The 22,163-nt window shown below is 39.1% G+C and carries 21 protein-coding genes and 1 pseudogene; 5 read left to right on the forward strand and 17 right to left on the reverse strand.

The window, feature by feature from the left end:
* Positions 1 to 32: 32 nt before the first annotated feature.
* From BBI00_RS20575 to BBI00_RS23005, 6 genes are all read right to left on the reverse strand, one after another.
* A complete protein-coding gene (locus tag BBI00_RS20575) occupies positions 33 to 1,874 on the reverse strand; it encodes a carbon starvation CstA family protein (protein ID WP_185116329.1) in 1,842 nt (613 codons plus the stop codon).
* Between the two features lie 214 nt (positions 1,875 to 2,088).
* The gene (locus BBI00_RS20580; RefSeq protein WP_065400707.1) at positions 2,089 to 3,123 is read right to left on the reverse strand and encodes an alpha/beta hydrolase; all 1,035 of its coding nucleotides are present in this window, start codon (positions 3,121 to 3,123) and stop codon (positions 2,089 to 2,091) included.
* Positions 3,124 to 3,145: 22 nt separating this feature from the next.
* Positions 3,146 to 3,529, reverse strand: a complete 384-nt coding sequence (locus tag BBI00_RS20585) for a DUF3037 domain-containing protein (RefSeq protein WP_065400708.1) — start codon at positions 3,527 to 3,529, stop codon at positions 3,146 to 3,148.
* Entirely contained in the window at positions 3,516 to 4,289 is a 774-nt protein-coding gene (locus BBI00_RS20590; RefSeq protein WP_065400709.1) for a HipA family kinase, read from the reverse strand. The genes BBI00_RS20585 and BBI00_RS20590 overlap by 14 nt, the downstream gene beginning before the upstream one ends.
* A 15-nt stretch (positions 4,290 to 4,304) precedes the next feature.
* Positions 4,305 to 5,177: a PKD domain-containing protein gene (locus BBI00_RS20595; RefSeq protein ID WP_083988601.1), complete on the reverse strand. Its 873-nt coding sequence runs from the start codon at positions 5,175 to 5,177 to the stop codon at positions 4,305 to 4,307.
* A complete protein-coding gene (locus tag BBI00_RS23005) occupies positions 5,174 to 5,557 on the reverse strand; it encodes a hypothetical protein (RefSeq protein ID WP_083988602.1) in 384 nt (127 codons plus the stop codon). The genes BBI00_RS20595 and BBI00_RS23005 overlap by 4 nt, the downstream gene beginning before the upstream one ends.
* Positions 5,558 to 5,618: 61 nt before the next feature.
* Here BBI00_RS23005 and BBI00_RS20600 point away from each other — a divergent pair, with 61 nt between their 5' ends.
* Both BBI00_RS20600 and BBI00_RS20605 read left to right on the forward strand, forming a co-directional pair.
* Complete coding sequence (locus BBI00_RS20600) at positions 5,619 to 6,461, forward strand: alpha/beta hydrolase family protein (protein ID WP_065400710.1); 843 nt, start codon at positions 5,619 to 5,621, stop codon at positions 6,459 to 6,461.
* 49 nt (positions 6,462 to 6,510) lie between these two features.
* On the forward strand, positions 6,511 to 7,005 hold the full coding sequence (locus BBI00_RS20605; RefSeq protein WP_065400711.1) for a hypothetical protein: 495 nt from the start codon (positions 6,511 to 6,513) through the stop codon (positions 7,003 to 7,005).
* 201 nt (positions 7,006 to 7,206) lie between these two features.
* On the opposite strand, the gene BBI00_RS20610 is transcribed toward BBI00_RS20605, so the two are convergent.
* From BBI00_RS20610 to BBI00_RS20645, 9 genes and pseudogenes are all read right to left on the reverse strand, one after another.
* On the reverse strand, positions 7,207 to 8,031 hold the full coding sequence (locus BBI00_RS20610; RefSeq protein WP_065400794.1) for a flavin reductase family protein: 825 nt from the start codon (positions 8,029 to 8,031) through the stop codon (positions 7,207 to 7,209).
* A 48-nt stretch (positions 8,032 to 8,079) separates the two neighbouring features.
* A pseudogene (locus BBI00_RS23010) lies at positions 8,080 to 8,424 on the reverse strand (GxxExxY protein); the annotation flags it as partial.
* Positions 8,425 to 8,628: 204 nt separating this feature from the next.
* The gene (gene fahA / locus BBI00_RS20615; RefSeq protein ID WP_065400712.1) at positions 8,629 to 9,876 is read right to left on the reverse strand and encodes a fumarylacetoacetase; all 1,248 of its coding nucleotides are present in this window, start codon (positions 9,874 to 9,876) and stop codon (positions 8,629 to 8,631) included.
* A gap of 55 nt (positions 9,877 to 9,931) precedes the next feature.
* Entirely contained in the window at positions 9,932 to 10,393 is a 462-nt protein-coding gene (locus BBI00_RS20620; RefSeq protein ID WP_065400795.1) for a hypothetical protein, read from the reverse strand.
* Positions 10,394 to 10,465: 72 nt separating this feature from the next.
* Entirely contained in the window at positions 10,466 to 11,596 is a 1,131-nt protein-coding gene (gene hppD, locus BBI00_RS20625) for a 4-hydroxyphenylpyruvate dioxygenase (protein ID WP_065400713.1), read from the reverse strand.
* 238 nt (positions 11,597 to 11,834) lie between these two features.
* Entirely contained in the window at positions 11,835 to 12,626 is a 792-nt protein-coding gene (locus BBI00_RS20630; protein WP_065400714.1) for a hypothetical protein, read from the reverse strand.
* 139 nt (positions 12,627 to 12,765) lie between these two features.
* Positions 12,766 to 14,040, reverse strand: coding sequence for an acetyl-CoA hydrolase/transferase family protein (locus BBI00_RS20635; RefSeq protein ID WP_065400715.1), 1,275 nt, complete (start codon positions 14,038 to 14,040; stop codon positions 12,766 to 12,768).
* A gap of 211 nt (positions 14,041 to 14,251) precedes the next feature.
* On the reverse strand, positions 14,252 to 15,763 hold the full coding sequence (locus BBI00_RS20640) for a succinate CoA transferase (RefSeq protein WP_065400716.1): 1,512 nt from the start codon (positions 15,761 to 15,763) through the stop codon (positions 14,252 to 14,254).
* 185 nt (positions 15,764 to 15,948) lie between these two features.
* Positions 15,949 to 17,100, reverse strand: coding sequence for a homogentisate 1,2-dioxygenase (locus tag BBI00_RS20645; RefSeq protein ID WP_065400717.1), 1,152 nt, complete (start codon positions 17,098 to 17,100; stop codon positions 15,949 to 15,951).
* A gap of 121 nt (positions 17,101 to 17,221) precedes the next feature.
* Between BBI00_RS20645 and BBI00_RS20650 the strand changes: the two genes are divergently transcribed.
* The gene (locus tag BBI00_RS20650; protein WP_065400718.1) at positions 17,222 to 19,291 is read left to right on the forward strand and encodes a TonB-dependent receptor plug domain-containing protein; all 2,070 of its coding nucleotides are present in this window, start codon (positions 17,222 to 17,224) and stop codon (positions 19,289 to 19,291) included.
* Complete coding sequence (locus BBI00_RS20655) at positions 19,288 to 19,749, forward strand: thioredoxin domain-containing protein (RefSeq protein ID WP_065400719.1); 462 nt, start codon at positions 19,288 to 19,290, stop codon at positions 19,747 to 19,749. Before BBI00_RS20650 ends, BBI00_RS20655 begins: the two co-directional genes overlap by 4 nt.
* 316 nt (positions 19,750 to 20,065) lie before the next feature.
* On the opposite strand, the gene BBI00_RS20660 is transcribed toward BBI00_RS20655, so the two are convergent.
* Both BBI00_RS20660 and BBI00_RS20665 read right to left on the reverse strand, forming a co-directional pair.
* Entirely contained in the window at positions 20,066 to 20,542 is a 477-nt protein-coding gene (locus BBI00_RS20660) for a cupin domain-containing protein (protein WP_065400720.1), read from the reverse strand.
* A gap of 4 nt (positions 20,543 to 20,546) precedes the next feature.
* Entirely contained in the window at positions 20,547 to 21,539 is a 993-nt protein-coding gene (locus BBI00_RS20665) for an NADP-dependent oxidoreductase (RefSeq protein WP_065400721.1), read from the reverse strand.
* A gap of 92 nt (positions 21,540 to 21,631) precedes the next feature.
* Between BBI00_RS20665 and BBI00_RS20670 the strand changes: the two genes are divergently transcribed.
* Positions 21,632 to 22,009 carry a winged helix-turn-helix transcriptional regulator gene (locus BBI00_RS20670; protein WP_034697438.1) on the forward strand — a complete coding sequence of 126 codons (378 nt, stop codon included), beginning with the start codon at positions 21,632 to 21,634 and terminating at the stop codon, positions 22,007 to 22,009.
* Positions 22,010 to 22,163 lie beyond the last annotated feature (154 nt).

The raw sequence follows: 22,163 nt of genomic DNA on the forward strand, positions 1-22,163 counted from the left end.
GCAAAGTGCACTGACTATTTTAAAGGAGAAGTTTATCTTTCCACAAGTTCTTTCACCTGTTCACCATAGAAATCGGTTTCTGTAGTAGTGATTTTGAGCAGCTGGTACCATTTTCTGAACGCTCCGATAAAGACGATAAGCATCAGTACCATGGCTGTAACGGCTAAAGCTGCTAATAAGTATTGCCCTTTGGGAATATAGATGGTGGTGACCTGAAGATAACCGGCCCAGAATGTAATGATGGCCATAAATACCCCCGGAATAGCAGAACATAATGCATATTTCCCTCTGTTCATCCTGATCAGCATTGTGGTACAGACGATGAGTCCGCACGCTGCCAGCAGCTGATTGCTGATTCCAAATAAAGGCCAGATGCTGCTTACATTTCCGGTGTAGACCAGGTAGCCCCAGGCGAAAGTAAAAAGCAAACTGCTGATAATAATTCCCGGGATCCAGTTTTTATCATTGAATTTAGGCATTACAGAGCCCAGCATCTCCTGTAAAAAGAAACGTCCAACTCTTGTTCCTGCATCAATAGCCGTAAGAATAAATACCGCTTCAAACATGATCGCAAAATTGTACCAGTAAGCCGTCAGCTGATCCATATAAGGTATCTTATTAAAAATATGAGCCATTCCCACAGCCAGAGAAACTGCGCCACCGGTTCTTCCGTGCAGGTCAATGCCTATCTTCTGTGAATAATAATCAATATCTACCCCATGCAGAGAAGGGTGGGCTGCCAGGAAAGCATCATAAGACTCTTTGGGCGTATTGATTGCAAAGTAGTCTCCGGGCATCAGAGTACATGCTGCAATCAGTGCCATCAGGGCTACAAAACCTTCAACAAGCATGGCACCATACCCTACAAAAAGAATTTCTCTTTCCCTGTTGAGCATTTTAGGAGTAGTCCCTGTCGCAATCACTGCATGAAACCCTGAAATAGCTCCGCAGGCGATTACAATAAAAATAAATGGAAGTACAGGACCTCCTATGACAGGTCCTCCGCCATTGATGAATGCAGTAAGGGCAGGCATCTGTACCGTAGGATGGATCACAATAACACCTACAGCAAGCATAATGATGGTCCCGATTTTTAAATACGTGGAAAGGTAATCTCTGGGAACTAAAAGCAGCCATACCGGAAGAACAGAAGCCAGAAAACCATATAACGGAATCGCCACCGAAATTGTTTTGATATCCCATGAAAATAAATTGTTCATCGTAGCATTCTGCATAAGGCCATGCCCGCCGATAATTCCCGCAATCAGAAGTATACCGCCCAGAATACTGGCAAAGAGCACACTGTTCTTTTTATAGCGCATTATAAGTCCCATAATCACGGCGATCGGCATTGTGATAACTACCGTAAACAGAGACCATGAAGCTTCATGCATGGCATTGATGCAGGCCAGTGACAGACCTGCCAGCGTAAGAATAAGAATAAATAAAATGGCAAATCCCGCTACAGTACCCGTTGTTTTACCAATCTCCTTTGATGCAATGGTTGCAAGACTCTGCCCTTTGTGCCTTACAGATGCAAATAATACAACCATATCATGTACGCCGCCTCCCAATACACATCCTATCAGGATCCATAAAGCTCCGGGAAGATAGCCGAACTGTGCCGCCAGAACGGGACCTACAAGAGGGCCAGCCGCTGCAATAGCTGCAAAATGGTGACCGAAAAGTACATTTTTATTCGTAGCAACATAATCCTTACCGTCTGCAAATTCTATAGCGGGAGTCGTATTATTGTCATTAAGCCGCAATACTTTATTAGCCATAAAGATCCCGTAAATACGATAAGCAATCGCAAAAATAAGTATTGATGTGAATATTAATGTTAGAGCATTTATATTATTCAGTATATCCATATCCTTAATTTTTATCAGTTAATAATTGAAAATATTGACTTTTTTATTGTAAATAATTTAAATAAAAGCCAAGTTAATTATTTTGTATATAAAAATGATGAATATGTATACTAAACTAGCAAAGTTATGATGATTTTAAAGATTTAAAAATATAATCTGTTGAATATTATGTTTTTAATGTTTGGATTTTATTGTGGTGTGTATTTCTTTTGATTTATTTCTTCTGTGAAACAACGAAATCCACCATCTGATCGGTCATTCTATCCAGAGTCTGCTTATCAGTCGTTGAAAAACTGTGAACACCATTTTCAATAATGATCAGAGAGGTCTGAACTTTTGCTCTTTTCAATTTTCTGTGAAGCTTTTTTGCCTGGCTTAAAGGAACCACTTTATCTTTATTGCCCTGTACAATTAGTGTAGGAACTCCGGTAGAAGCAAAATGAGTAGGTGATACGGTTTTCAGATAACTGATAGCTTCCTGCTGTTGTTTTTTAATATCATATCCTGAAATTCCTTTGACAAGATTTTCCTGCAATGAGATAATTTTTTTAGAGATCAGTCCGATCATAGATACCGGGATGGTTCCTGCGCTGGTATGGAAAAGTGTATTCAGGTCAGCGGGTCCATAGTGGTCTATCACATAATTTACATTGGCGGGATAGCCGGCAAGTTCAGGACTTCCTATAAATTTATCCTCCTGGGTATAGGCCGCCAGTAAAGAAAGATGCGCTCCTGCCGAAGCCCCGAAAAGACCGATATTGTTGGTGTCGAAATTATATTTTTCTGCATTTTTTCTCACCCATCTTACAGCATCTTTGGTATCCTCTACGGGCAGTGGAAAATGCGTGTTATCATCCAGAAGAGTATAGTTGATGCTCAGTACTGCATATTGTCTGGCAAGCAGTTTAGATGCAGTGGTTTCAACATAATCGTCGGCATGAATTACTTTATCTCCTTCTATCCAGCCTCCGCCATGCACATAGATCAATACAGGAAACTTCCCGGATGAAGCGTTTTGAGGCAGATAAAGATCCAGTTTCACAGGATTTCCCTTTCTGTTGGTTTTATATACAATATCTTCAGAAACCTTAGCGATTTCCGGAAGAAGAGTGCTTTTGACACGTTGGGGTTTGGCAGCTCCCTGTTGAAAAGACTGTGAAAAAAATGAATTTGAAAAACTTAAAAATAAAATAAAAAACAGGTTTGTAATAAACCTGTAGTGTGATATGTTGTGTATAGTTGAGTTCATAATAAACTTTTTTGGGAGTGTGCTATTTTACTAACTCCTCAAAAAGCTTACCAAAAGTAGTATTCAGATCTTTGGATTTTCCGGGATGAGGTCTTGAAGTCTGAACCACAGCACTTCGTACAGCCGTCAGCCAGCGGAAACGTTCAGGTATATCCAGTAGGGCAATAGGACCGCCGTCTTTATCTCCGTTGGCAATTTTCTGAAAGCTTACCAGATTTTGAATGATGTCCTGATAATCCAGCTTACTGTGCATCAGTTTGAATTTATCAGGACACAGATAAAACTCCACTCTGATGAATTTTTCTTTCTTGGAAAACATCACGAGTCCGATATTGAAAAACTCTTCTCTTTCAACTTTGGGCACCAGGCGTATTACCGCATATTCATATATTTTATCCTCTTGCATTTTTAGCTTCGTTTACAAAGATTTGAGAATTTTCGAATCTGGTTTTCAAAAACCGGAAGTAGATCTCACGGATCTCATCAGGAGTTTCATCAGCATCATTCCAATGTAACCAGTCTTCAGGAATTAAATTAACAATGTCTCTGAACAGCTCATCATTCAGGACTTCATGGGCAAACCGGTCAGCTTCGTCCAGCATTTTCGCTTTTGGAAGCAGTACATGATCTTTTACATATTTGAAAGGGGTTTTTGCCGCTGCATCAAAATTCTGCCATGAATGATGGAAATAGAAAGACGCACCATTATCAATGATCCAAAGCTCCTTATGCCACATCAGCATATTCGTATTCTTAAAAGTACGGTCTATATTGGTAATGAAGGCATCCAGCCAGACGATCTTTGAAGCCAGAAGCGGGTCAACGCTTACTCCGGGGTCATAAGTAATAGAGCCGGAAAGATAATGAAGCCCAAGATTCAGTCCTTCTGAAAACTTCAGCAGGTCCTGTATTTCTTCATCGGCTTCCGTTCTCCCGAAGTCGGCATCAAGATTTACAAAAACCAGTTCCGGGATTTTCAGCCCGAGAGCTTCTGTAATTTTTCCGCCCAGAAGTTCGGAGATCAGCATTTTTACCCCATGGCCTGCACCACGGAATTTTAAAACATACTTAAAGTCATCATCAGCTTCTGCCAGAGCGGGAAGAGAACCTCCCTCCCTCAGCGGCAGAATGTAACGCATTACGGTTACAGTTCTTAAATTCTGCATGAAGCAAAAATAAGGTTATTTTTTAATAATTTTTTTGATCAATTCTTTTTCTCCTGTTTTATAATGTAAAAGATAAATCCCGGAAGGTAAATGGTGGAGTGGAATGGTATAGCCGGAATCGGTTTTGTTCACAGTGTGCGGGATGATTCTCCCGGTGGAATCGGTAAAGGAAAGCACTTCAATGTTCTTTTTAGTGCTGATATTGACTACACTTTGGGCAGGATTAGGATACACCTGAACCGGGTCTTCGGGAGTTACTTCTTTGATGCTGAGATTGCTGACTGTTACCCGTTTTGTTTTGGTAGTATTGGATCCGCAGGCATCGGTTGTAAGTTTTACATCATAATCTCCCGGCAAATTATAAGTGTGCACAGGGTTTTGTTGTACCGATGTATTGCCATCTCCGAAATCCCACAGGTAAGTGGTAGCATTGGGTGTTTTACTGGTAAACTGAATGGCAGAGTTTCCTGTGTGCTGATAAACAAATCTGCTGTGAACATCATTGGAAACGGCATTCCATGTATCCAGCGTATTATAAACTTCTGCTTTCACAATATTTTTGATCAACTGGGCCTGTGCAGGAGCCAGATTTCCGATATAGGAAGCCAGGGTAGGATCTTTTTTGAAAATGATGGTGTAGAATGTATAGGCAGCTGCCATGGAACCCAGATAACTGGGATGTGACTGATCCGGATCATAAAGCTCTAAAGAAGGATCCTGCTGCCTGATGCTTCGCCATACTTTGCCAACCGGAGACAGAAGGGCTTCGTTGGCTTGTGCCATTTCCACATAACGCTGATAGATCAGGTTATCCATTCCTTCATAGGTACATACTTCAGGTTGGGCATTACAACGTGTATCATCACCGTTTTTACGGCCCCAGGTCATATAAAAAATGACATTTCCACACGGATTGGTCGTTTTGATAAGGTCAGAAAGCTGTGCAGCATAAGGATAGACCTGGCTTGAACAACCTGTTCCGGAAAAGAAGGAAGCTGGCTCTGTTCCTGCAATACCACATAATCCCAGTTTCCCTGATTGAGCGTGGCGACAGTGGTACTGTTGATATGGCTCTGAAGCGTTGCCCCTCCCGGTGTCTGGCTTTGATGCTCCAATATATCACCTGCAGAATCGGCTACATTTTTGATCAGACCGGGAAGATTATTGACATTGGTATAGCTGTTTCCGATGAAGAATACTCTTCTGGACGTCTGGCAGACTGCAAAAGAAAAAGTAATTAAAAATAAAAAAAGTAGAGTTTTTTTCATAAATTTCAATTTAAATTAGCTTTATAAATATAAAGAATATTAAATAAAACCCATTTATTTTATGAATTTGATTAGTGAAAAGAATATATATTTAGAAAATAAAGAAACAAAAGGTTTTCTTGCTGATATTTTTTACATTGACAACGGAAAAAAACGGCCTCTCGTAGTCTTTGTTCACGGATATAAAGGATATAAAGATTGGGGCGCATGGGATCTGATGGGCAAAAAGTTTGCAGAAGCAGGTTTTTTCTTTGTTACCTTTAATTTTTCGCACAATGGTACCACAGTAGACAACCCAAGCGATTTTGCAGATCTTGAAGCATTTGGGAATAATAATTATACTAAAGAACTTTCAGACCTTAGTGTTGTGATTGATCATTTTATCGACCATCCGAATGCAGATCCGGAAAAAGTGGTGCTGATCGGGCACAGCAGGGGAGGCGGAATTTCAATCATTAAAACGTTTGAAGATGAAAGAATCAACGGTCTGATCACCCTGGCAAGCGTGGATACTTTGGAAAGATTTCCCACAGGACAAGCATTTGAAAACTGGAAAAAGGAAGGGGTATACTATGCTTTAAACGGACGTACCCACCAGGAGATGCCTCATTATTATCAGTTTTATGAAGATTATGAGCAGAATATCCACCGCTTTGATGTGGAAAGAGCCACTGAAATGGCGAAGGCCCATATGCTGATCATTCATGGGACCAAAGATGAAGCCGTGGATGCAAAACATGCAGAACATCTTCATATCCTGAACCCGAATTCAGAACTGTTCCTTATTGAAAACGCCAACCATACTTTCGGAGCAAAAGAACCCTGGACGGAACAGGATCTTCCGCAGGACCTGAATACAGTCACAGAAAAGTGTATTGGGTTTATCAAAGAAAAACTGAAATAAAACGGGTAAAGATGCGTTATAATAAATTAACCACCATATCAGTATAATTATGAAAAAAATTATTGCAGGCGCATTTGCGCTTTCACTATGTGTTGTTTCATGTAAAAAAGAAACAAAAACAGAAACCTCTGTAAGTACAGATACTTTGGCTACCGTAATGCCTAAAGATTCTGTGATCACAAAAAATGATTCTGTAGCATCACCTCCTCCTTCTGCTTCAAGGTCAACAGATATTATTACTAAAAGTGTAGGAAAATATCCTCATGATATCAAATTATTTGAAGATAAAGCTATCTCAGAAAGACTGAAAAAACTTACAGGAGCACAGTATGATGAAATGGTGAAAAATTTCAATGTAGAAGGTCCTATCACCTCAGAAAATGGAATTTATAAACTGACAGGATGTAAGCAGCATGACTGCCCCGGATTTGCTACAAGCATTTATTATGATGCTAAAAATGACAAACTGAGTGTTTCCATTGATAAAAATGGTAAAGTGACAAACTTTGATGAAAGCGGAAAATTACGTTTTAAGAATGATTGAAAATGAAGTAAAATATAAGAAGAAAGCTGGAAGATATAAGTTGGAAGTTATGAATGGTTTTCCCTATCTATTGAAATCAAAATAAGACTGTTTTCCAAAGGTGATTCATTTGGGCAGCAGTTATTCAAAAAGCTTTTTAAACTTCCAACCTCCAGCTTCATCCTAAATAAAAAATCGGTCTGAAATTTCAGACCGATTTTTTTATTGTATCGTGAGTAAAACCCACGCTTCTTCAACTTTGCTTTCCAGAAGTAATTTCTGTGCGTCAAGATGAATGTTTTCATCAGCATGAAAGTCACCGGCAGGTAAAACTTCCGTATTGGCAAGCATTCCCAGATCGTTTCCGGTGAATACTTTACTGTATTTGATAGCATCAGGCAGAAGATCAAAGCCAATTCCTTTAGTAACCAGGGGTTTTGGAACTTCAAAAAGACTGTTCTCATTGCTCCTGGAATACCAGTTTCCTCCTAAGCGGGCTACCATATCCAGTTTTTTCTGATCCAGATTTCCTGCTTCATTCAGGTATTCTTCTCTGATATGGATTTTCTGGACTTCACAGATCACGAGGTTTCCGGCACCACCCTGATCACCCAATGATTTTATCTCTAAAACCTTACATTCAAAGTTGACAGGGCATTCTTCAATCAGTTTAGGCTGTACAAGATCTGCATCTTTCATCGTAAGGCCGGATTTGATAAACTCATTGACTCCGGTCTCATATTCTGTGGAAGCTAATGAAATCTGCTGTACAATCGGGAAATTCACTGTTCCAATTACCACTTCAGCTACTTCATGAACATTTTCCAGCGTATGTTTGGTGGTATTATCACGTACTCTCCTCGATGGGGAAAAAATCAAGATCGGAGGAACCGTACTGAACATATTAAAAAAACTGAACGGAGATAAGTTATTATTACCATCTTTATCTACAGTAGAAGCAAGTGCAATAGGACGTGGTGAAACGGCGGTCTGCATGATGGTCTGTAGTTGTACGGAGGTTATTTCAGAGGGGATTACTGTTTTCATATTTTTCATTTTAACACTTAAGTTGCTTAAGTTATTTCTGATTGCGTCTTATTGAAGTGCACTTAAGTTTGAAAATCTACGATTTTCATTCTCTTGAAAGTCCTTTAAAGATCGGAGATACAAAGATTCACAGCCTTCATGATAAAGGTTGGTAACATTGAAGTTGACTAAAATTGAACGAGGTACTTTTAATAAATTCATATAGTTTATAGTTTGTGCTTTATGAATCTGATGAATTTCAGCAACTGATTTTAATTCCAAAACAATTAATTCTTCAATTAAAAAGTCACATTTTACCTTACAATCTATACGTTTCTCTTTATAAAAAAAAGGAATTTCAAGTTCACTCTGGTATTTTAAACCTAACAGATTAAATTCTCTTTCTAAACATTGATGATAAACTTCTTAATATAAACCTGGACCTGCCAGTTTATGAACTTCAATACAAGCCCCAATAATTTTATAAGAAAGATCATTGACTGATTTTTGAGTTATCATAATGCATTAAAATGAAAATCGTAGATTTTCAAACACTAAAGTGAACTTAATTTTCCATAATCATTTAGCTTAAAAAACTAAAGTGTTTAAAAATAATTATTAAAGTGTTGGAATAATTTTACCCGAAACTTCACCGAAACCTACTCTCACACCATCTTTCTCAGCCCATGCTTTCATGGTAACGGTATCGTTGTCTTCAATGAATTTTCTTTCTTCGCCGTTGCTTAATGACAGAGGATTCTGACCTCTCCATGTCAGCTCAAGCATAGAACCGAAAGATTTTGGATCGTTTCCGGAAATAGTACCGCTGGCATATAGGTCACCCACTTCTATGTTACATCCGTTTATAGTGTGGTGAGCCAGTTGCTGGTTCATATTCCAGTACATGTATTTGTAGTTGCTTTCGCAGATCAGGTTCTGATCACCGTTTTCAGGCTGGATATATACTTCAAGGTTGATGTCGTAATTTTTATCACCTTCAAATTTTAAATAATCCAGCACTTCAGGATCCTGTACCGGAGAAGCTGTTCTGAATGGTTCCAGTGCTTCAAGGGTAACTACCCATGGAGAAATGGATGAACCGAAGTTTTTCGCAAGGAATGGTCCAAGCGGAACGTATTCCCAGGATTGGATATCTCTTGCAGACCAGTCATTGAATACCACCATTCCAAAGATCGCATCTTCAGCGTCTTTCGTAGAAATACTTTCTCCCATCTCCGTATTTTTGTTGACGATGAAAGCCATTTCCAGTTCAAAATCCAGCTGCTTGCAAGGTCCGAAAACAGGTTTATCTGCATCTGCAGGCTTCATTTGTCCTTTGGGACGGTTGATCTCTGTACCTGAAACTACAATAGAAGAGGCTCTACCGTGGTAACCTACCGGTAAATGTTTCCAGTTGGGTAATAATGCGTTGGCAGGGTCACGGAACATTTTTCCTACGTTGGTAGCATGTTCTATGCTGCTGTAAAAGTCTGTATAATTCGGAATGTGAACAGGCATCATCATTTTTACTTTGTCAAGATCATAAAACGCTTCTTCAATGGTTTTCTGATCTTTTGACAGGGTAGAACCTTCTTGTAACAATGCCTGGATTCTTGTACGAACGGCGTTGGTAACAGGTTTACCCAGCTCAATAAATTCGTTGATGGTATACGCTTCAAAAACATTGTCGTCTAATCCTTCAATGTCTTCGAAATATCCGAGATCATACAAAGTGGCAAGATCAATGACCTGATCTCCGATCCTTGTACAGCATCCGATGTATTCTTTATTAAAAACTGCGACTCCGAAAGGAATATTATGTATAGAAAAATCCGAATCTGAGGAATAGTCTACAAATGATTTCATAAGTTTAGATTTAGTTAGATTAAATGATCATCCTGAAAAAGGGCATTCAGGGATGTTATTTTGCCTTTTTGGAGTAAGATTGCTCATCGATCCACCGGGCTTTGGTATTGACATCTATAAGGTACAGAATATTATCCTGCCGGGTCAATAGCAGGGTTTTGGTGACTGGGATAGGAACTTTTTTATTTTCAAGCATATCTGCCCGTAAGGAAATAATATTCTTTTTTCTGACAATATCCCCTGTGAAAACATTGGAACTGCTTTCTCCGGTGGCTTTATCATCAAAAACTTCTACATACGTTGCCGCATTTCCTTTGATAATAATAAAATCTCTTTCCGTATGATCAGCCTCATCTTTGATGAAAACAAATTTCTTGTTGTCAATATTCACCTTTTCAAGATTCTGATTGATGCCTTTTCTTGCCTCAAGTCGGTCCAGGATTGCATTCAGGGTTCCATATTGGGCTTTCAGCCCTAATGTTCCGAAGAATAAAATCCCAATTAAAAATTTTCTCATATACTGTGTTTTATAAAAAAGTTTTGCCAGAACACTGTATCCTGACAAAACTTACTATTTTTTAACGTAAAATTAAAGATTACCTCTTCTTTCCTGCTCTCTTTCCAATGCCTCAAATAAAGCTTTGAAATTTCCTGCACCGAAACTCTGCGCACCATGTCTTTCAATGATTTCGAAGAACAGAGTAGGGCGGTCTTCCACAGGCTTGGTGAAGATCTGAAGTAAATACCCTTCTTCATCATGATCAATAAGTATACCTAACTCCTGAAGTTTCTTTAAATCTTCATCAATATGGCCTACCCGTTCAGGAACCATGTCATAATAAGCTTCCGGCGGTGCGGAAAGGAATTCCACGCCACGTTTTTTCAGTTCGGTTACTGTATGGATGATATCCTTGGTAGCTACTGCAATATGCTGTACACCTTCACCTTCGTAGAAATCAAGATATTCTTCTACCTGAGATTTTTTCTTACCTTCTGCAGGCTCGTTGATAGGGAACTTTGCATATCCGTTTCCGTTAGACATTACTTTAGACATCAGAGCAGAATATTCTGTGTTGATCTGCTTGTCATCGAAAGAAAGGATGTTGACAAATCCCATTACTTTTTCATACCATTCTACGGTAGGGATCATTCTGTTCCAGTCTACATTTCCTACACAGTGGTCTACATACAGTAATCCTGCTTCTTCAGGGTTGTAGGCACTTTCCCACTTCTCATATCCGGGCATGAACGCTCCGTTGTAGTTTTTTCTTTCTACAAACATATGAACAGTTTCTCCGTAGGTATAGATTCCGGACATTCTTACTTCACCATGCTCATCAGTTAAAGTTACGGGTTCCAAATATGGTTTTCCACCTCTTTTGGTAGTTTCTTCGAAAGCTGCATAAGCGTCATCTACCCAAAGTGCCAAAATTTTTACCCCGTCGCCATGTTTCTTTACGTGTTCGTTGATAGGAGAGTCAGACTTCAATCCGGTAGTTAATACCAATCTGATCTTTCCCTGTTGAAGCACATAAGATGCACGGTCTCTTACTCCTGTTTCAGGACCCGCATAAGCTACAGACTGAAAACCGAAAGCGGTTTTGTAATAATGGGCAGCCTGTTTTGCATTTCCTACATAAAACTCAATGTAATCTGTACCGTTAATCGGCAAGAAATTTTCTGCTTGAGCAATTTTCTCGGCAAATGTAAGTGTTGACATATTTTCTCTTTTACTTTTATTTTATTGGTATGCAAATTACAAAAAACTTGGATATAGGAAAAATATTCCCTACTAATCCTTGAATTTATTTAACATAACGTTAAAGAAAAGTTTATTTAAGTATATTTAAGTTTCATCTGTATGGAATCAACCGCCTACATTTGTAATACAAAAGACAAGTGAAAAAAAATATTTCGAACATGAAAGCCGCAGATCATCTCTGCGGCTTTCTTATTTTTCAGACGGTTTCTATTTTTCTGTTCAGTCTCCCGGCATCAGGATTATAATTATCCCAGATTTTCCAGGTATTATCAATCTTTTTAATAAAATAAATCTGTGTACTCAGCTGGTTCACAAAGTGCTCTTCTCCGGTTTCCCCGACTTTGAACAGCAGATTCCAGAATTCCTGGGATTCCAGTATTTTTTTGTCCGGTTCATCTGTTACAATATTGATATCAAAAACTTCGTAATTGGAACGGTTGTTTTTCGTTACCAGATGAAAATCCTTATCACATAATTCTTTACTGAACTGTGATGCCCTTTCCAGAAACGGTGAATCTTCAAACACAAGACCTTTCAGAAGTTCCGTATTATGCGCCGGAAAAAGTTTGTAGAACTCAAAGGCAGCTGCACAGTAATCATAGACGATCTGGGTCATGAATGAATTGCTTTCTTCTCCCTGATCATCCTGTTTCCTGTGTCTTACCGTGTGGATATAATCATTAAGGTCTCTGTAGCCCAGAAAGATGCATATTTTGTCTAAAGTTTTTAAAAATCTCAGGTCGCTGTGGGTTTTGTCCTGGTAATCGTTTTCAAAGAAACGCTGTAGCGTTACATGCGAAATGGTACTCCCGATTTCAAACTTTTTTCCTCCTTTCAGTTCCTCGGCTCCGGACAGCTCATCTTTGATAATTTCGGAAAGAATAATATAATGGCTTCTCTTCCATTCATTCACATTCCCCAAAACAGAATTCCTTACCTTAGAATGCTTTACAACTTCTTCTCGTATCGAATTATATATAGTTTTCAATTTCCTTGTTTTTGAAAGAGTTTTATCAAATATACTGCCAAAATATTAAAGTTTTTTTTATGATCTGTAGGGTTGAGATAGAAAAATGTTTTTAACATCTCACGAAAAATGCAGATTGAAAAACTTTATTTGCTGATTATCAGTGTTTAAATCTTTCAAATGCTGCTCTTTCCAACATTTCCCTGTCGTCAGGATGAGCAATACTGATCAGCTCCTGAGCTCTCTGGCGAAGGTTTTTCCCATACAGATAAGCGGTTCCGTATTCCGTAACAACGTAATGGATGTGTCCTCTTGTAGTCACTACACCGGCTCCCTGTTTAAGATAAGGAACAATTCTGGAGACTCCTTTTTTCGTTCTGGCGGTGATGGCAATAATCGGTTTTCCGTCTTCACCTAATGCTGCTCCCCGCATGAAGTCCATTTGCCCGCCGATACCGCTGTACTGCATGGTTCCAATGGAATCTGCACAGACTTGTCCCGTAAGGTCGATTTCAATGGCAGAATTGATGGCTACCATTTTTTTGTTTCTCATGATATTGATCGGGAAATTGACTTCACTCACATCCCGGAAGGCAAATACGGTATTATCGTCTACATAATCATACAGTTTCCGGGTCCCGAAACAAAAACTGGTAATGGTTTTATTATCGTTGTAACCTTTGTATTTGTTGTTGATCACGTCATTCTGGATCAGGTCGATAACGCCGTCACTCAGCATTTCAGTGTGAATTCCCAGATCTTTATGATTGGTAAGGCATTTCAAGACCGCATCAGGAATGGTTCCGATACCCATCTGAAGGGTGGATCTGTCTTCAATAAGCTCTGCTACATTTTTTCCAACCAACATTTCTTCAGGACCTACTTTTGATCCGTAATCTACTGTTGGAAGCTCTTCCTCATGCCATACAAGCTTGTGGATCCTGCTGATGTGGATCATACCGTCCCCATGAGTTCTCGGCATTCTTGGATTGACAACTGCCACGATGATTTTAGCCGTATCTACAGCTGATCTCGCTATATCTACTGAAGTTCCCAGCGTACAGAACCCATGCCTGTCCGGAGGGGAAACCGTTACCAGTGCTACGTCCAGTGGAAGAATGTTTTTTCTGAATAAAATCGGGATTTCGCTTAAAAATACGGGTACAAAATCACCTCTGTCGGAATTGACGGCATCACGCACCGGAGTGGACACAAACAGAGAATTGATAAAAAAATTGTCTTTATACTCAGGTTTTGCAATTTCTACATTCCCCTGCTGGGTAATGGAGACCATTTCTACATTTTCCAGCCTGTGTGACTGTCTTGCCAGTTCGTCAATCAAATAATTGGGGGTGCAGGCACTTCCGTGGAAAAATACCCGGTTGCCGCTTTTTATGGTGTATATTGCCTCTTCTGCGCTTATGTAATTATGCATATTTTATTTTTTTAACAGGATGTTGATTGTATTTTCAGCTTCAAAAAATGACCTCTCTTCCTTCAAAGATAATCTTATATTTTTACTTTTTCTAATTATTTTGCAGATATTGAAAAGGATTTTTATCATATCAGAAGAGGGGTGTATTACTTAAAAATAAAAGGCCAAATGCATTGCATTCAGCCTTTTATGATTTATAGAGATCGTATTTTTAATGGGAAACTTCAGCTTCAGCAGCCTGTTTCATACTTCCTGTTTCTGAGAAACGTAAATGCCAGCTGAATGCTTCTTCCAGCAGGTGAGGGGTATGGCCTCCACGCTCGCAGGCCCTGTCAAAATAAGATTGTAATTCTTCCCTGTAATCCGGGTGAACACAGTTGTCGATGATCTTCTGAGCCCTTTCTCTCGGAGCAAGCCCTCGCAGATCGGCCAGTCCCACATCTGTCACCAGGATATCAACATCATGTTCGGTATGGTCTGTATGGGAAACCATCGGAAGCACGTGGGAAATGTTATTACCTTTTGAAGCAGCCTGTGTCACGAAAATACTCAGATAAGCATTTCTTGCAAAGTCACCCGAACCTCCGATACCATTCATTATTTTTGTACCTCCGATGTGGGTGGAATTTACATTTCCGTAGATATCAAATTCTATAGCAGTATTGATTGCAATGACGCCCAGTCTTCTGATCAGTCCAGGAGTATTGGAAATGTTCTGTGGTCTTAAAACAAATTTATCCTTGTATCTGGAGAGATTTCCTAAAACCCTTTCGTAGCATTCTTTAGAAACGGTAATAGAGGAGGCCGAAGCAAAGCTGAGTTTACCGGAATCTATCAGATCGAAGGTGCTGTCCTGAAGTACTTCGGAAAACATGGTAAGATCATAGAAATTGCTGTCTTTAAATCCTGTAAGTACTGCATTGGCTACTTTTCCGATGCCTGCCTGAAGAGGAAGTAAACGGTCTGTAAGGCGGCCTAAACGAACTTCATTCTCAAAGAAATCAAGAAGATGTCTGGCAATAGCTGTGGTCTTTTCATCCGGTTCTGCAATATCTGCCGGGCTGTCTTTAAGACTGGTGAAAACAATAGCTTCGATTTTATCGGGATCCACAGGGATACTTTTTCTGCCGATTTTATTCCACGGTGCCACAATAGGGATAACATTCCTGTAAGGGTAATCTTCTGCCTGGTATATATCATGGATTCCGTAAACTTCTTCAGGAACTTCCGTATTGATTTCAATGATGATCTTTTTGGCCAAAGCTGCAAATGTAACGGAATTTCCTACGGAGGTTGTGGGAACAATGCTTCCGTCTCTTTCTATATAAGCTGCTTCAATGACAGCCACATCAATACTTTGAAGGTTTTTGGTATGGAGAAGTTCGGCGCTTTCACTTAAGTGCTGGTCGATGAAAAGAATTTCACCTGTATTGATCTTATTTCTTAAAACAGGATCTACCTGGAACGGCATTCTTTTTCTGATGACATCAGCTTCCGCTAATTTTCCGTCGGTTCCGTGGCCCAGTGAAGCTCCGGTCATTAAAGTGACTTTAAGGTTCTCAGTTTTTCCTCTTTCCGCAAGGGCCGGTAAAATAGCCTTGCTGTCACCCGCTTTGGTAAAGCCGCTGGACCCTATGGTCATACCGTCTTTAATGATTTTCACGGCATTTTCGGCCGTTGTTACTTTTTGGTGTAGACTTTCTAATCTGATTCTTTCTAACATGTAATATTGATTTTGTATTAAACCACCATTACTTAGGATGCGTCATGAAAAATAATGATGGTTAAATGGACTTAACCATGCCTTACAAATTTACGAAAAAAGACGCTTTAAATAAAGGATTTAAAGCGTCTTTTGTATGTAATCAGTAATAGTTTTTCTCTATAATAAGAAAGATCTTTTACGTTTTATTCGAGCCATGAAGTTTTGTATGACGGATCTTCCACTTTTAAAGCTTCTTCCGTGATTTTCAACGGACGGAACGGATCAACCATCACGGCATATTCTTCAGTGAATTTTTTTCCGATGCTTCTTTCCATGGCACCTGGATGAGGGCCGTGTACAATTCCTCCCGGGTGAAGCGTAAAGTCCATCAGGTCGATATGGTTACGGCTCATGAAATCACCTTCTGTATAGAACAATACCTCATCAGAATCAATATTGGAATGATTGTAAGGTGCCGGAATAGCCTGTGGATGGTAATCATACATTCTTGCACAGAATGAGCACACTACGAAATTGTGACCTTCAAAGTTCTGGTGAACCGGCGGCGGTTGGTGAATTCTTCCCGTAATCGGTTCAAAGTTTTTAATATTGAATTTATAAGGATAAAAATATCCGTCCCAGCCTACTACGTCAAATGGGTGTGTAGCATAGATGAAGTCGGTGATCTGGTTTTCTTTCTTTACTTTGATCAGGAATTCTCCTTTCTCATCCACAGGTTCTTTGAAAGAAGGAGCAATGATATCCCTCTCACAGAACGGAGAATGTTCCAGAAGCTGGCCGAATTCATTTCTATATCTTTTCGGAGTATAAATAGGAGAGTGGCTTTCCAATACGAAAAATACAGTATCATCAGACTGCAGTTCTATCTGATAAATGGTTCCTCTCGGGATAATAAGATAATCTCCGGTTACGAATTCAAGGTCTCCTACAAATGTTTTTAAGATTCCGGTTCCGTTATGAACATACAGAAGTTCGTCACATTCAGCATTTTTATAAAAATAATCCATTGATTTTCTTGGCTTGGCCAATCCCATTTTCAGGTCATTGTTCATCAAAAGGATCTTTCTGCTGTCCAGAAAATCGTCTTCAGGAGTGACATTCATTCCTTTGAACATTCTTGGAGTCACATTTTTTTCAACTGCAATTTTAGGCGTTACATCCTTAGGCTCACCGATCGATTTGATCTGTGTAGGACGGTGAATATGGTATAACAAAGACGAAATCCCATGAAAGCCCTCCGTTCCGAAAAGCTGTTCATAGTAAAATTTATCTTCCGGAGACTTAAAGATAGTGTGTCTTTTTGGTGGGATATTTCCCGCTAGATGATATCTCATTTTACTTTCATATGTAGTTTCTCAAATTTAATCATTTTTCATGAATTAGCTTGATCAATATTTTTTCTGATGTTTTGTAATTAAAAAATAATTGTTAGATTTGTCTAACAATTTTAATTTCATGAAGCGAATATTATTTTCTATTACTTTTTTATCATCATACTGTTTTGCACAGGAGACAGACAGTTTAAATATACATTCACCCCAAAGCATGGATTCTGCGAGAGTTACTAAAAGAGAAATCAGGACGAGTACTATAGAGGATGTAGTGGTTACCGGTACCATAAAACCGATGAGCAGATCAAAAAGTCCCGTGGCAGTTGAGATCTACAGTCAGAAATTTTTTCAGAAAAACCCTACACCGAGTATTTTTGAAGCCATCGCTATGGTCAACGGAGTAAAACCTCAGCTGAACTGTTCGGTTTGTAATACCGGCGATATCCATATCAATGGTCTTGAAGGGCCGTACACGATGATCCTGATCGATGGAATGCCGATTGTAAGCTCTCTTTCTACAGTATATGGGCTGAGTGGTATTCCGAATAGCCTGGTGGACAGGATAGAGGTGGTAAAAGGACCCGCATCTTCCATTTACGGTTCTGAAGCAATGGGAGGGGTAATCAATATTATCACCAAAAATGCTCTGACAGCTCCTAAATTGAGTGTTGATCTCATGACGACGGGCTGGTTTGAAAATAATCTCGATCTTTCCACTAAATTTAATGTGGGTAAGAATGCGGCTTCACTGTTAAGTTTAAATTATTTCAGCTTTAAGGAAAGGATAGATCAGAATAAAGATAATTTCACAGATACTGCTTTACAGAGCAGGATTTCTGTTTTCAACAAATGGAATTTTAAAAGAAAGGAGAACAGGCAGGCAAGTTTTGCCCTGAGGTATCTGTATGAGGACCGTTTCGGAGGTGAGATGCAATGGAATAAATCATTCAGAGGAAGTGATGAGGTATATGGAGAAAGTATTTATACGAACAGAGCAGAGGTTTTCGGGTTGTATGAATGGCCTTTGAAAGAACATATTGTAACCCAGTTTTCTTATAATTACCACGATCAGAATTCATATTACGGAGCCAATCCGTTCAATGCCCTGCAGAAAGTAGCTTTTGTACAAACCTATTGGGACAGAAGTTTCGGAAAGCATGATATCACGGCCGGACTTACTTTTAAAAGAACTTTTTACGATGACAACACCCCGGGAACACTGGCATCAGACGGCATCACCAATGCTCCTATGAAATCTCCGATCTGGGGAGCTTTTATTCAGGACCAATGGGAAATCAATGATAAAAATACTTTATTGCTGGGGTACAGATACGATTATGATAAGGTGCATCATTCTGTACATTCACCCAGACTGGCATGGAAATTTTCTCCGAACCCCTATCATACGCTGCGTTTCAATTTCGGTACCGGATTCAGGGTGGTGAATCTGTTTACAGAAGACCATGCTGCTTTAACCGGATCCAGGGAAGTCGTTGTGAAATCAGATCTTCAGCCTGAAAGATCGGTGAACGGAAATCTGAATTATATCTGGAAAATTCCTGTTGGAAACCGTTTGATAAATCTTGATGCTTCTGCATTCTATACGTATTTCAGCAATAAAATTGTAGGTGACTTTGATTCTGATCCTGATAAGATCATCTATGACAATCTTCATGGATATGGAATTTCCAGAGGGGCTTCCCTGAATGTAGACTTTGCTTTTCAGTTTCCTTTAAGCGTTAACCTGGGCGTAACCTATCTTGATGTTTACCAGAAATTTGATAATGAAAACCAAAAAACACAACAGTTACACGCTCCAAAATGGAGTGGAACTTATAACTTAACTTATAAATTTCCAAGCAATCTGACCATCGATTTTACAGGGCAGTTCTACGGGCCGATGAGACTGCCTGTTTTACCGAATGACTACCGGCCTGAATATTCACCATTCTATTCTTTAGCGAATATCCAGGTTTCAAAGACTTTCAAATCCGGATTTGAAGTGTACTGCGGGGTGAAAAATGTATTCAATTTTACCCCTGGAGATCCTCTGATGAGACCGTTTGATCCATTTGATAAACATGTTGATGATCCCATTAATAATCCGAATCATTATACTTTCGATACGGCTTACGGCTATGCTCCGATGCAGCGTATCAGAGGATTTTTGGGAGTAAAATATAATCTTAAATGAAAAAAATAGCTTTATTTTTAATGTTAGTGCCCTGTTTTTATCTGTCTCAGATGAAGACAGGCACTTTTTCTGAACTGGAAGCTTTGCAGAAAGAATTTCCAAAACCTGTGGTGATCCATCTTTATACGGACTGGTGTGCGGTCTGTAAAATTGAATCTTACCATTTGAATAAAGATAAAGAGCTGGTTAATTTAATGAATGATCATTTTTATTTTGTCAATTTTGAGGCAGAGAAAACGAAAGAGAAGATTCATTTTCAGCATCAGGAATTTGAATATCTGCAGAATGGGAACTCGGGAATTCATGAATTGGCGCTTGCTTTGTCAAAAAATAAAAATCAGCCTGTTTATCCTTTATGGGTATTTCTTGATAAGCATCAGAATCTGGTGTATTATCAGGAAGGGCAGATGACGCCTGAAAAAATGAAGGAGAAACTGTTGGAAATTTCTGCTTTGTAAAATCGGGAGATTTTTGTTGGAAACGCAAAGGCGCAAGTTTTTTCTTTGGTGATATTTTTAAGTCGTAAGGATTTTATCTGTGATAAAATTGTATAATTCTAATATATATGCATCAATTCTTGCTGAAAATTTTTGATTTTCTTGCGCCTTAAAACAGCATCATATTTATTTCTTTGCGCCTTTGCGTTTACCCAACTGTAAAAGGTCATCTTTTTATATCCCACAGATCATACAGAACACACAGATTTTTTATTGGTTGAATTTTTAAAATTTGTGAGAACTATCCCAATCTTTAAATTTTAAATAATTAAATCTTTTAATTCTTCCCCTCAGCATCTATCAACACCGCCAGTTGAATACAAGGTTCATCAGAGCGGTTGCTCCATGCATGGTTGGTTCCCCGCTGAATTACTATATCGCCCGGTTTCAGAAGCGTTTCTCCTTCTTCCATGATGAGGTAAAGTTCACCGGAAAGAATAATAATATAATCCAGTGTTGGCGTTTGGTGCATCATCGGATGAGTTTCTCCTTTTTTGAGCTCAATTCCTAAATCTTTATCCGGTGGAACAACTACATACCTGAAATAAGTGCCATTTTGGGGCGTTTGCGGAAATCCGGTGTTTGGAATTCTGGTTTCAAATTCTAAGCTTGCCGGCATTGTCCGGGTATTCCAGATGTCTGAAATAATGAGTCCCGGAAAGTGTTCTACAGCATTTTCAACCTGCTGATCTTCTACAATGGCCGATTTTCCTTCTCTGATTCCGGTTACGATACGTCTTGGTATTTTGTTCATAGTTTTAAGAGTTTTTCATGACGAGTTTGTGCCCCTGCGTCTGATTATTTTTTAAAATGGAATGTGCTTTTAGAACGGTTTCTAAAGAAAGATCTCCTATTATTTTATGTTGGGGAGGAAGGATGTCTCCGTTTTCAAGAAGTTTCTTTATTTCCAGTAAGCTGTTTTTATAGTAATCATATTTTTTAACCATGCCATAAGTATAATTGGAGATATTCATGATTAAAGTTCCTTTGTTGAAAAGGATCTCATGAGCATCTTTTGTTACCAGGGCCGTGACATCTGCATAAGTGCCGTTGATTTTTAAAACTTCCGCAGTTACTTCTGCCATATAATTGCCTACGAGATCAATTCCATATTCGAAGGGTTGATCATTGTTGGCTTTTAAAAGTTTTTCAATAAGATTTTCATCTCTGTAATTAACAATCTGATGACTTTGTAATCCTAAGCCGAGAAGCATCTGTCTGTTTTCTTCACTGCCAACGGTTACTGTAATCTTCCGGATGTTATGAGCCAGTAAAAGTTTGATTAGAAATGAACCGACACCTCCGGCCGCCCCGGTGACAAGAAGTGTGTTTTCCGGCTTTAATTTCAAACGGTTAAAGATCTGCAAAGAGGTAAGTCCTGCGGAAGGAATTGAGGCTGCCTGTTCAAAGGAAATGTTTTCCGGCTTAAGGGCTACAATGGCTTCAGGAACGGCAATATATTCTGCATAGGTTCCATTGCTTCCCATAGATCCGCTTCCGCAGAAAACTTCGTCTCCAATATTGAACTGAGTGACGTCAGCTCCTTTATCTACAACAATTCCGGATAATTCGCGTCCCAGGATCGGGGAACTGATTAATTTCCGTTCCAGTTCATTTTCCAGCATCTGATAATCGATGGGATTGAAACCGCTTGCTTTAATCTGGATTAAAACCTCATTATCTTTAGGTTTTGGCTGTTCGGTAAAACCGTCTTCCAGATTTCCGTTTTTATTTAAAATAACTGCTTTCATTATTGTTAATTTGATACACAAATGTAAAGAGGGAATAGTTTATATTTGCTACTAGTTAACTCATGGTAACTAGTTACCTTCATGAAACTATTATGGCAAAAATTATCGAAAACGGCATTGAGAGAGAAGCCAGCTGCACAGAAGAATTATTCGCAATGCGGGACAGTCTGGATGTTTTAGGAGGAAAATGGAAACTGATGATTCTCCGGTATCTGACGAACAGACCGGATCAGATGATCCATTTTAAAAAGCTGGAACGCAGCATCGAAGGAATTTCTGCGAAAATGCTGAGCAAAGAGTTAAAAGAGCTGGAAACCAATCTTCTGATCACAAGAACCATTCAGGATACGAAACCTATCACGGTAACCTATGCCGTAACGGAGTATGGGAAATCTGTATTTCCGGTGACAGAGACATTAGTCAATTGGGGAATAATCCATCGGGAAAAAATTAAAGAATCAATGGGATAGTTATACGATATTGGAAAATGTAAAGAAGCAAGAATTTTCCTTTAAATATACCTTAAAGTGCAAGGATTTTATTTTTGATAAAATTTAATTCTGTTGAATTTTAACTGAAAACAAACCTGCTGAAAATCTTTGATTTTTTTGCGCCTTAAAGTTT

The organism is Chryseobacterium arthrosphaerae (assembly GCF_001684965.1).
Lineage (GTDB): Bacteria > Bacteroidota > Bacteroidia > Flavobacteriales > Weeksellaceae > Chryseobacterium > Chryseobacterium arthrosphaerae.

What these genes read in the sequence shown, in the direction of transcription:
- BBI00_RS20575 (WP_185116329.1), bottom strand. Translation starts at nt 1,874, where the DNA reads ATGGATATACTGAATAATATAAATGCTCTAACATTAATATTCACATCA.
- BBI00_RS20580 (WP_065400707.1), bottom strand. Translation starts at nt 3,123, where the DNA reads ATGAACTCAACTATACACAACATATCACACTACAGGTTTATTACAAAC.
- BBI00_RS20585 (WP_065400708.1), bottom strand. Translation starts at nt 3,529, where the DNA reads ATGCAAGAGGATAAAATATATGAATATGCGGTAATACGCCTGGTGCCC.
- BBI00_RS20590 (WP_065400709.1), bottom strand. Translation starts at nt 4,289, where the DNA reads ATGCAGAATTTAAGAACTGTAACCGTAATGCGTTACATTCTGCCGCTG.
- BBI00_RS20595 (WP_083988601.1), bottom strand. Translation starts at nt 5,177, where the DNA reads ATGACCTGGGGCCGTAAAAACGGTGATGATACACGTTGTAATGCCCAA.
- BBI00_RS23005 (WP_083988602.1), bottom strand. Translation starts at nt 5,557, where the DNA reads ATGAAAAAAACTCTACTTTTTTTATTTTTAATTACTTTTTCTTTTGCA.
- BBI00_RS20600 (WP_065400710.1), top strand. Translation starts at nt 5,619, where the DNA reads ATGAATTTGATTAGTGAAAAGAATATATATTTAGAAAATAAAGAAACA.
- BBI00_RS20605 (WP_065400711.1), top strand. Translation starts at nt 6,511, where the DNA reads ATGAAAAAAATTATTGCAGGCGCATTTGCGCTTTCACTATGTGTTGTT.
- BBI00_RS20610 (WP_065400794.1), bottom strand. Translation starts at nt 8,031, where the DNA reads ATGAAAACAGTAATCCCCTCTGAAATAACCTCCGTACAACTACAGACC.
- fahA (WP_065400712.1), bottom strand. Translation starts at nt 9,876, where the DNA reads ATGAAATCATTTGTAGACTATTCCTCAGATTCGGATTTTTCTATACAT.
- BBI00_RS20620 (WP_065400795.1), bottom strand. Translation starts at nt 10,393, where the DNA reads ATGAGAAAATTTTTAATTGGGATTTTATTCTTCGGAACATTAGGGCTG.
- hppD (WP_065400713.1), bottom strand. Translation starts at nt 11,596, where the DNA reads ATGTCAACACTTACATTTGCCGAGAAAATTGCTCAAGCAGAAAATTTC.
- BBI00_RS20635 (WP_065400715.1), bottom strand. Translation starts at nt 14,040, where the DNA reads ATGCATAATTACATAAGCGCAGAAGAGGCAATATACACCATAAAAAGC.
- BBI00_RS20640 (WP_065400716.1), bottom strand. Translation starts at nt 15,763, where the DNA reads ATGTTAGAAAGAATCAGATTAGAAAGTCTACACCAAAAAGTAACAACG.
- BBI00_RS20645 (WP_065400717.1), bottom strand. Translation starts at nt 17,100, where the DNA reads ATGAGATATCATCTAGCGGGAAATATCCCACCAAAAAGACACACTATC.
- BBI00_RS20650 (WP_065400718.1), top strand. Translation starts at nt 17,222, where the DNA reads ATGAAGCGAATATTATTTTCTATTACTTTTTTATCATCATACTGTTTT.
- BBI00_RS20655 (WP_065400719.1), top strand. Translation starts at nt 19,288, where the DNA reads ATGAAAAAAATAGCTTTATTTTTAATGTTAGTGCCCTGTTTTTATCTG.
- BBI00_RS20660 (WP_065400720.1), bottom strand. Translation starts at nt 20,542, where the DNA reads ATGAACAAAATACCAAGACGTATCGTAACCGGAATCAGAGAAGGAAAA.
- BBI00_RS20665 (WP_065400721.1), bottom strand. Translation starts at nt 21,539, where the DNA reads ATGAAAGCAGTTATTTTAAATAAAAACGGAAATCTGGAAGACGGTTTT.
- BBI00_RS20670 (WP_034697438.1), top strand. Translation starts at nt 21,632, where the DNA reads ATGGCAAAAATTATCGAAAACGGCATTGAGAGAGAAGCCAGCTGCACA.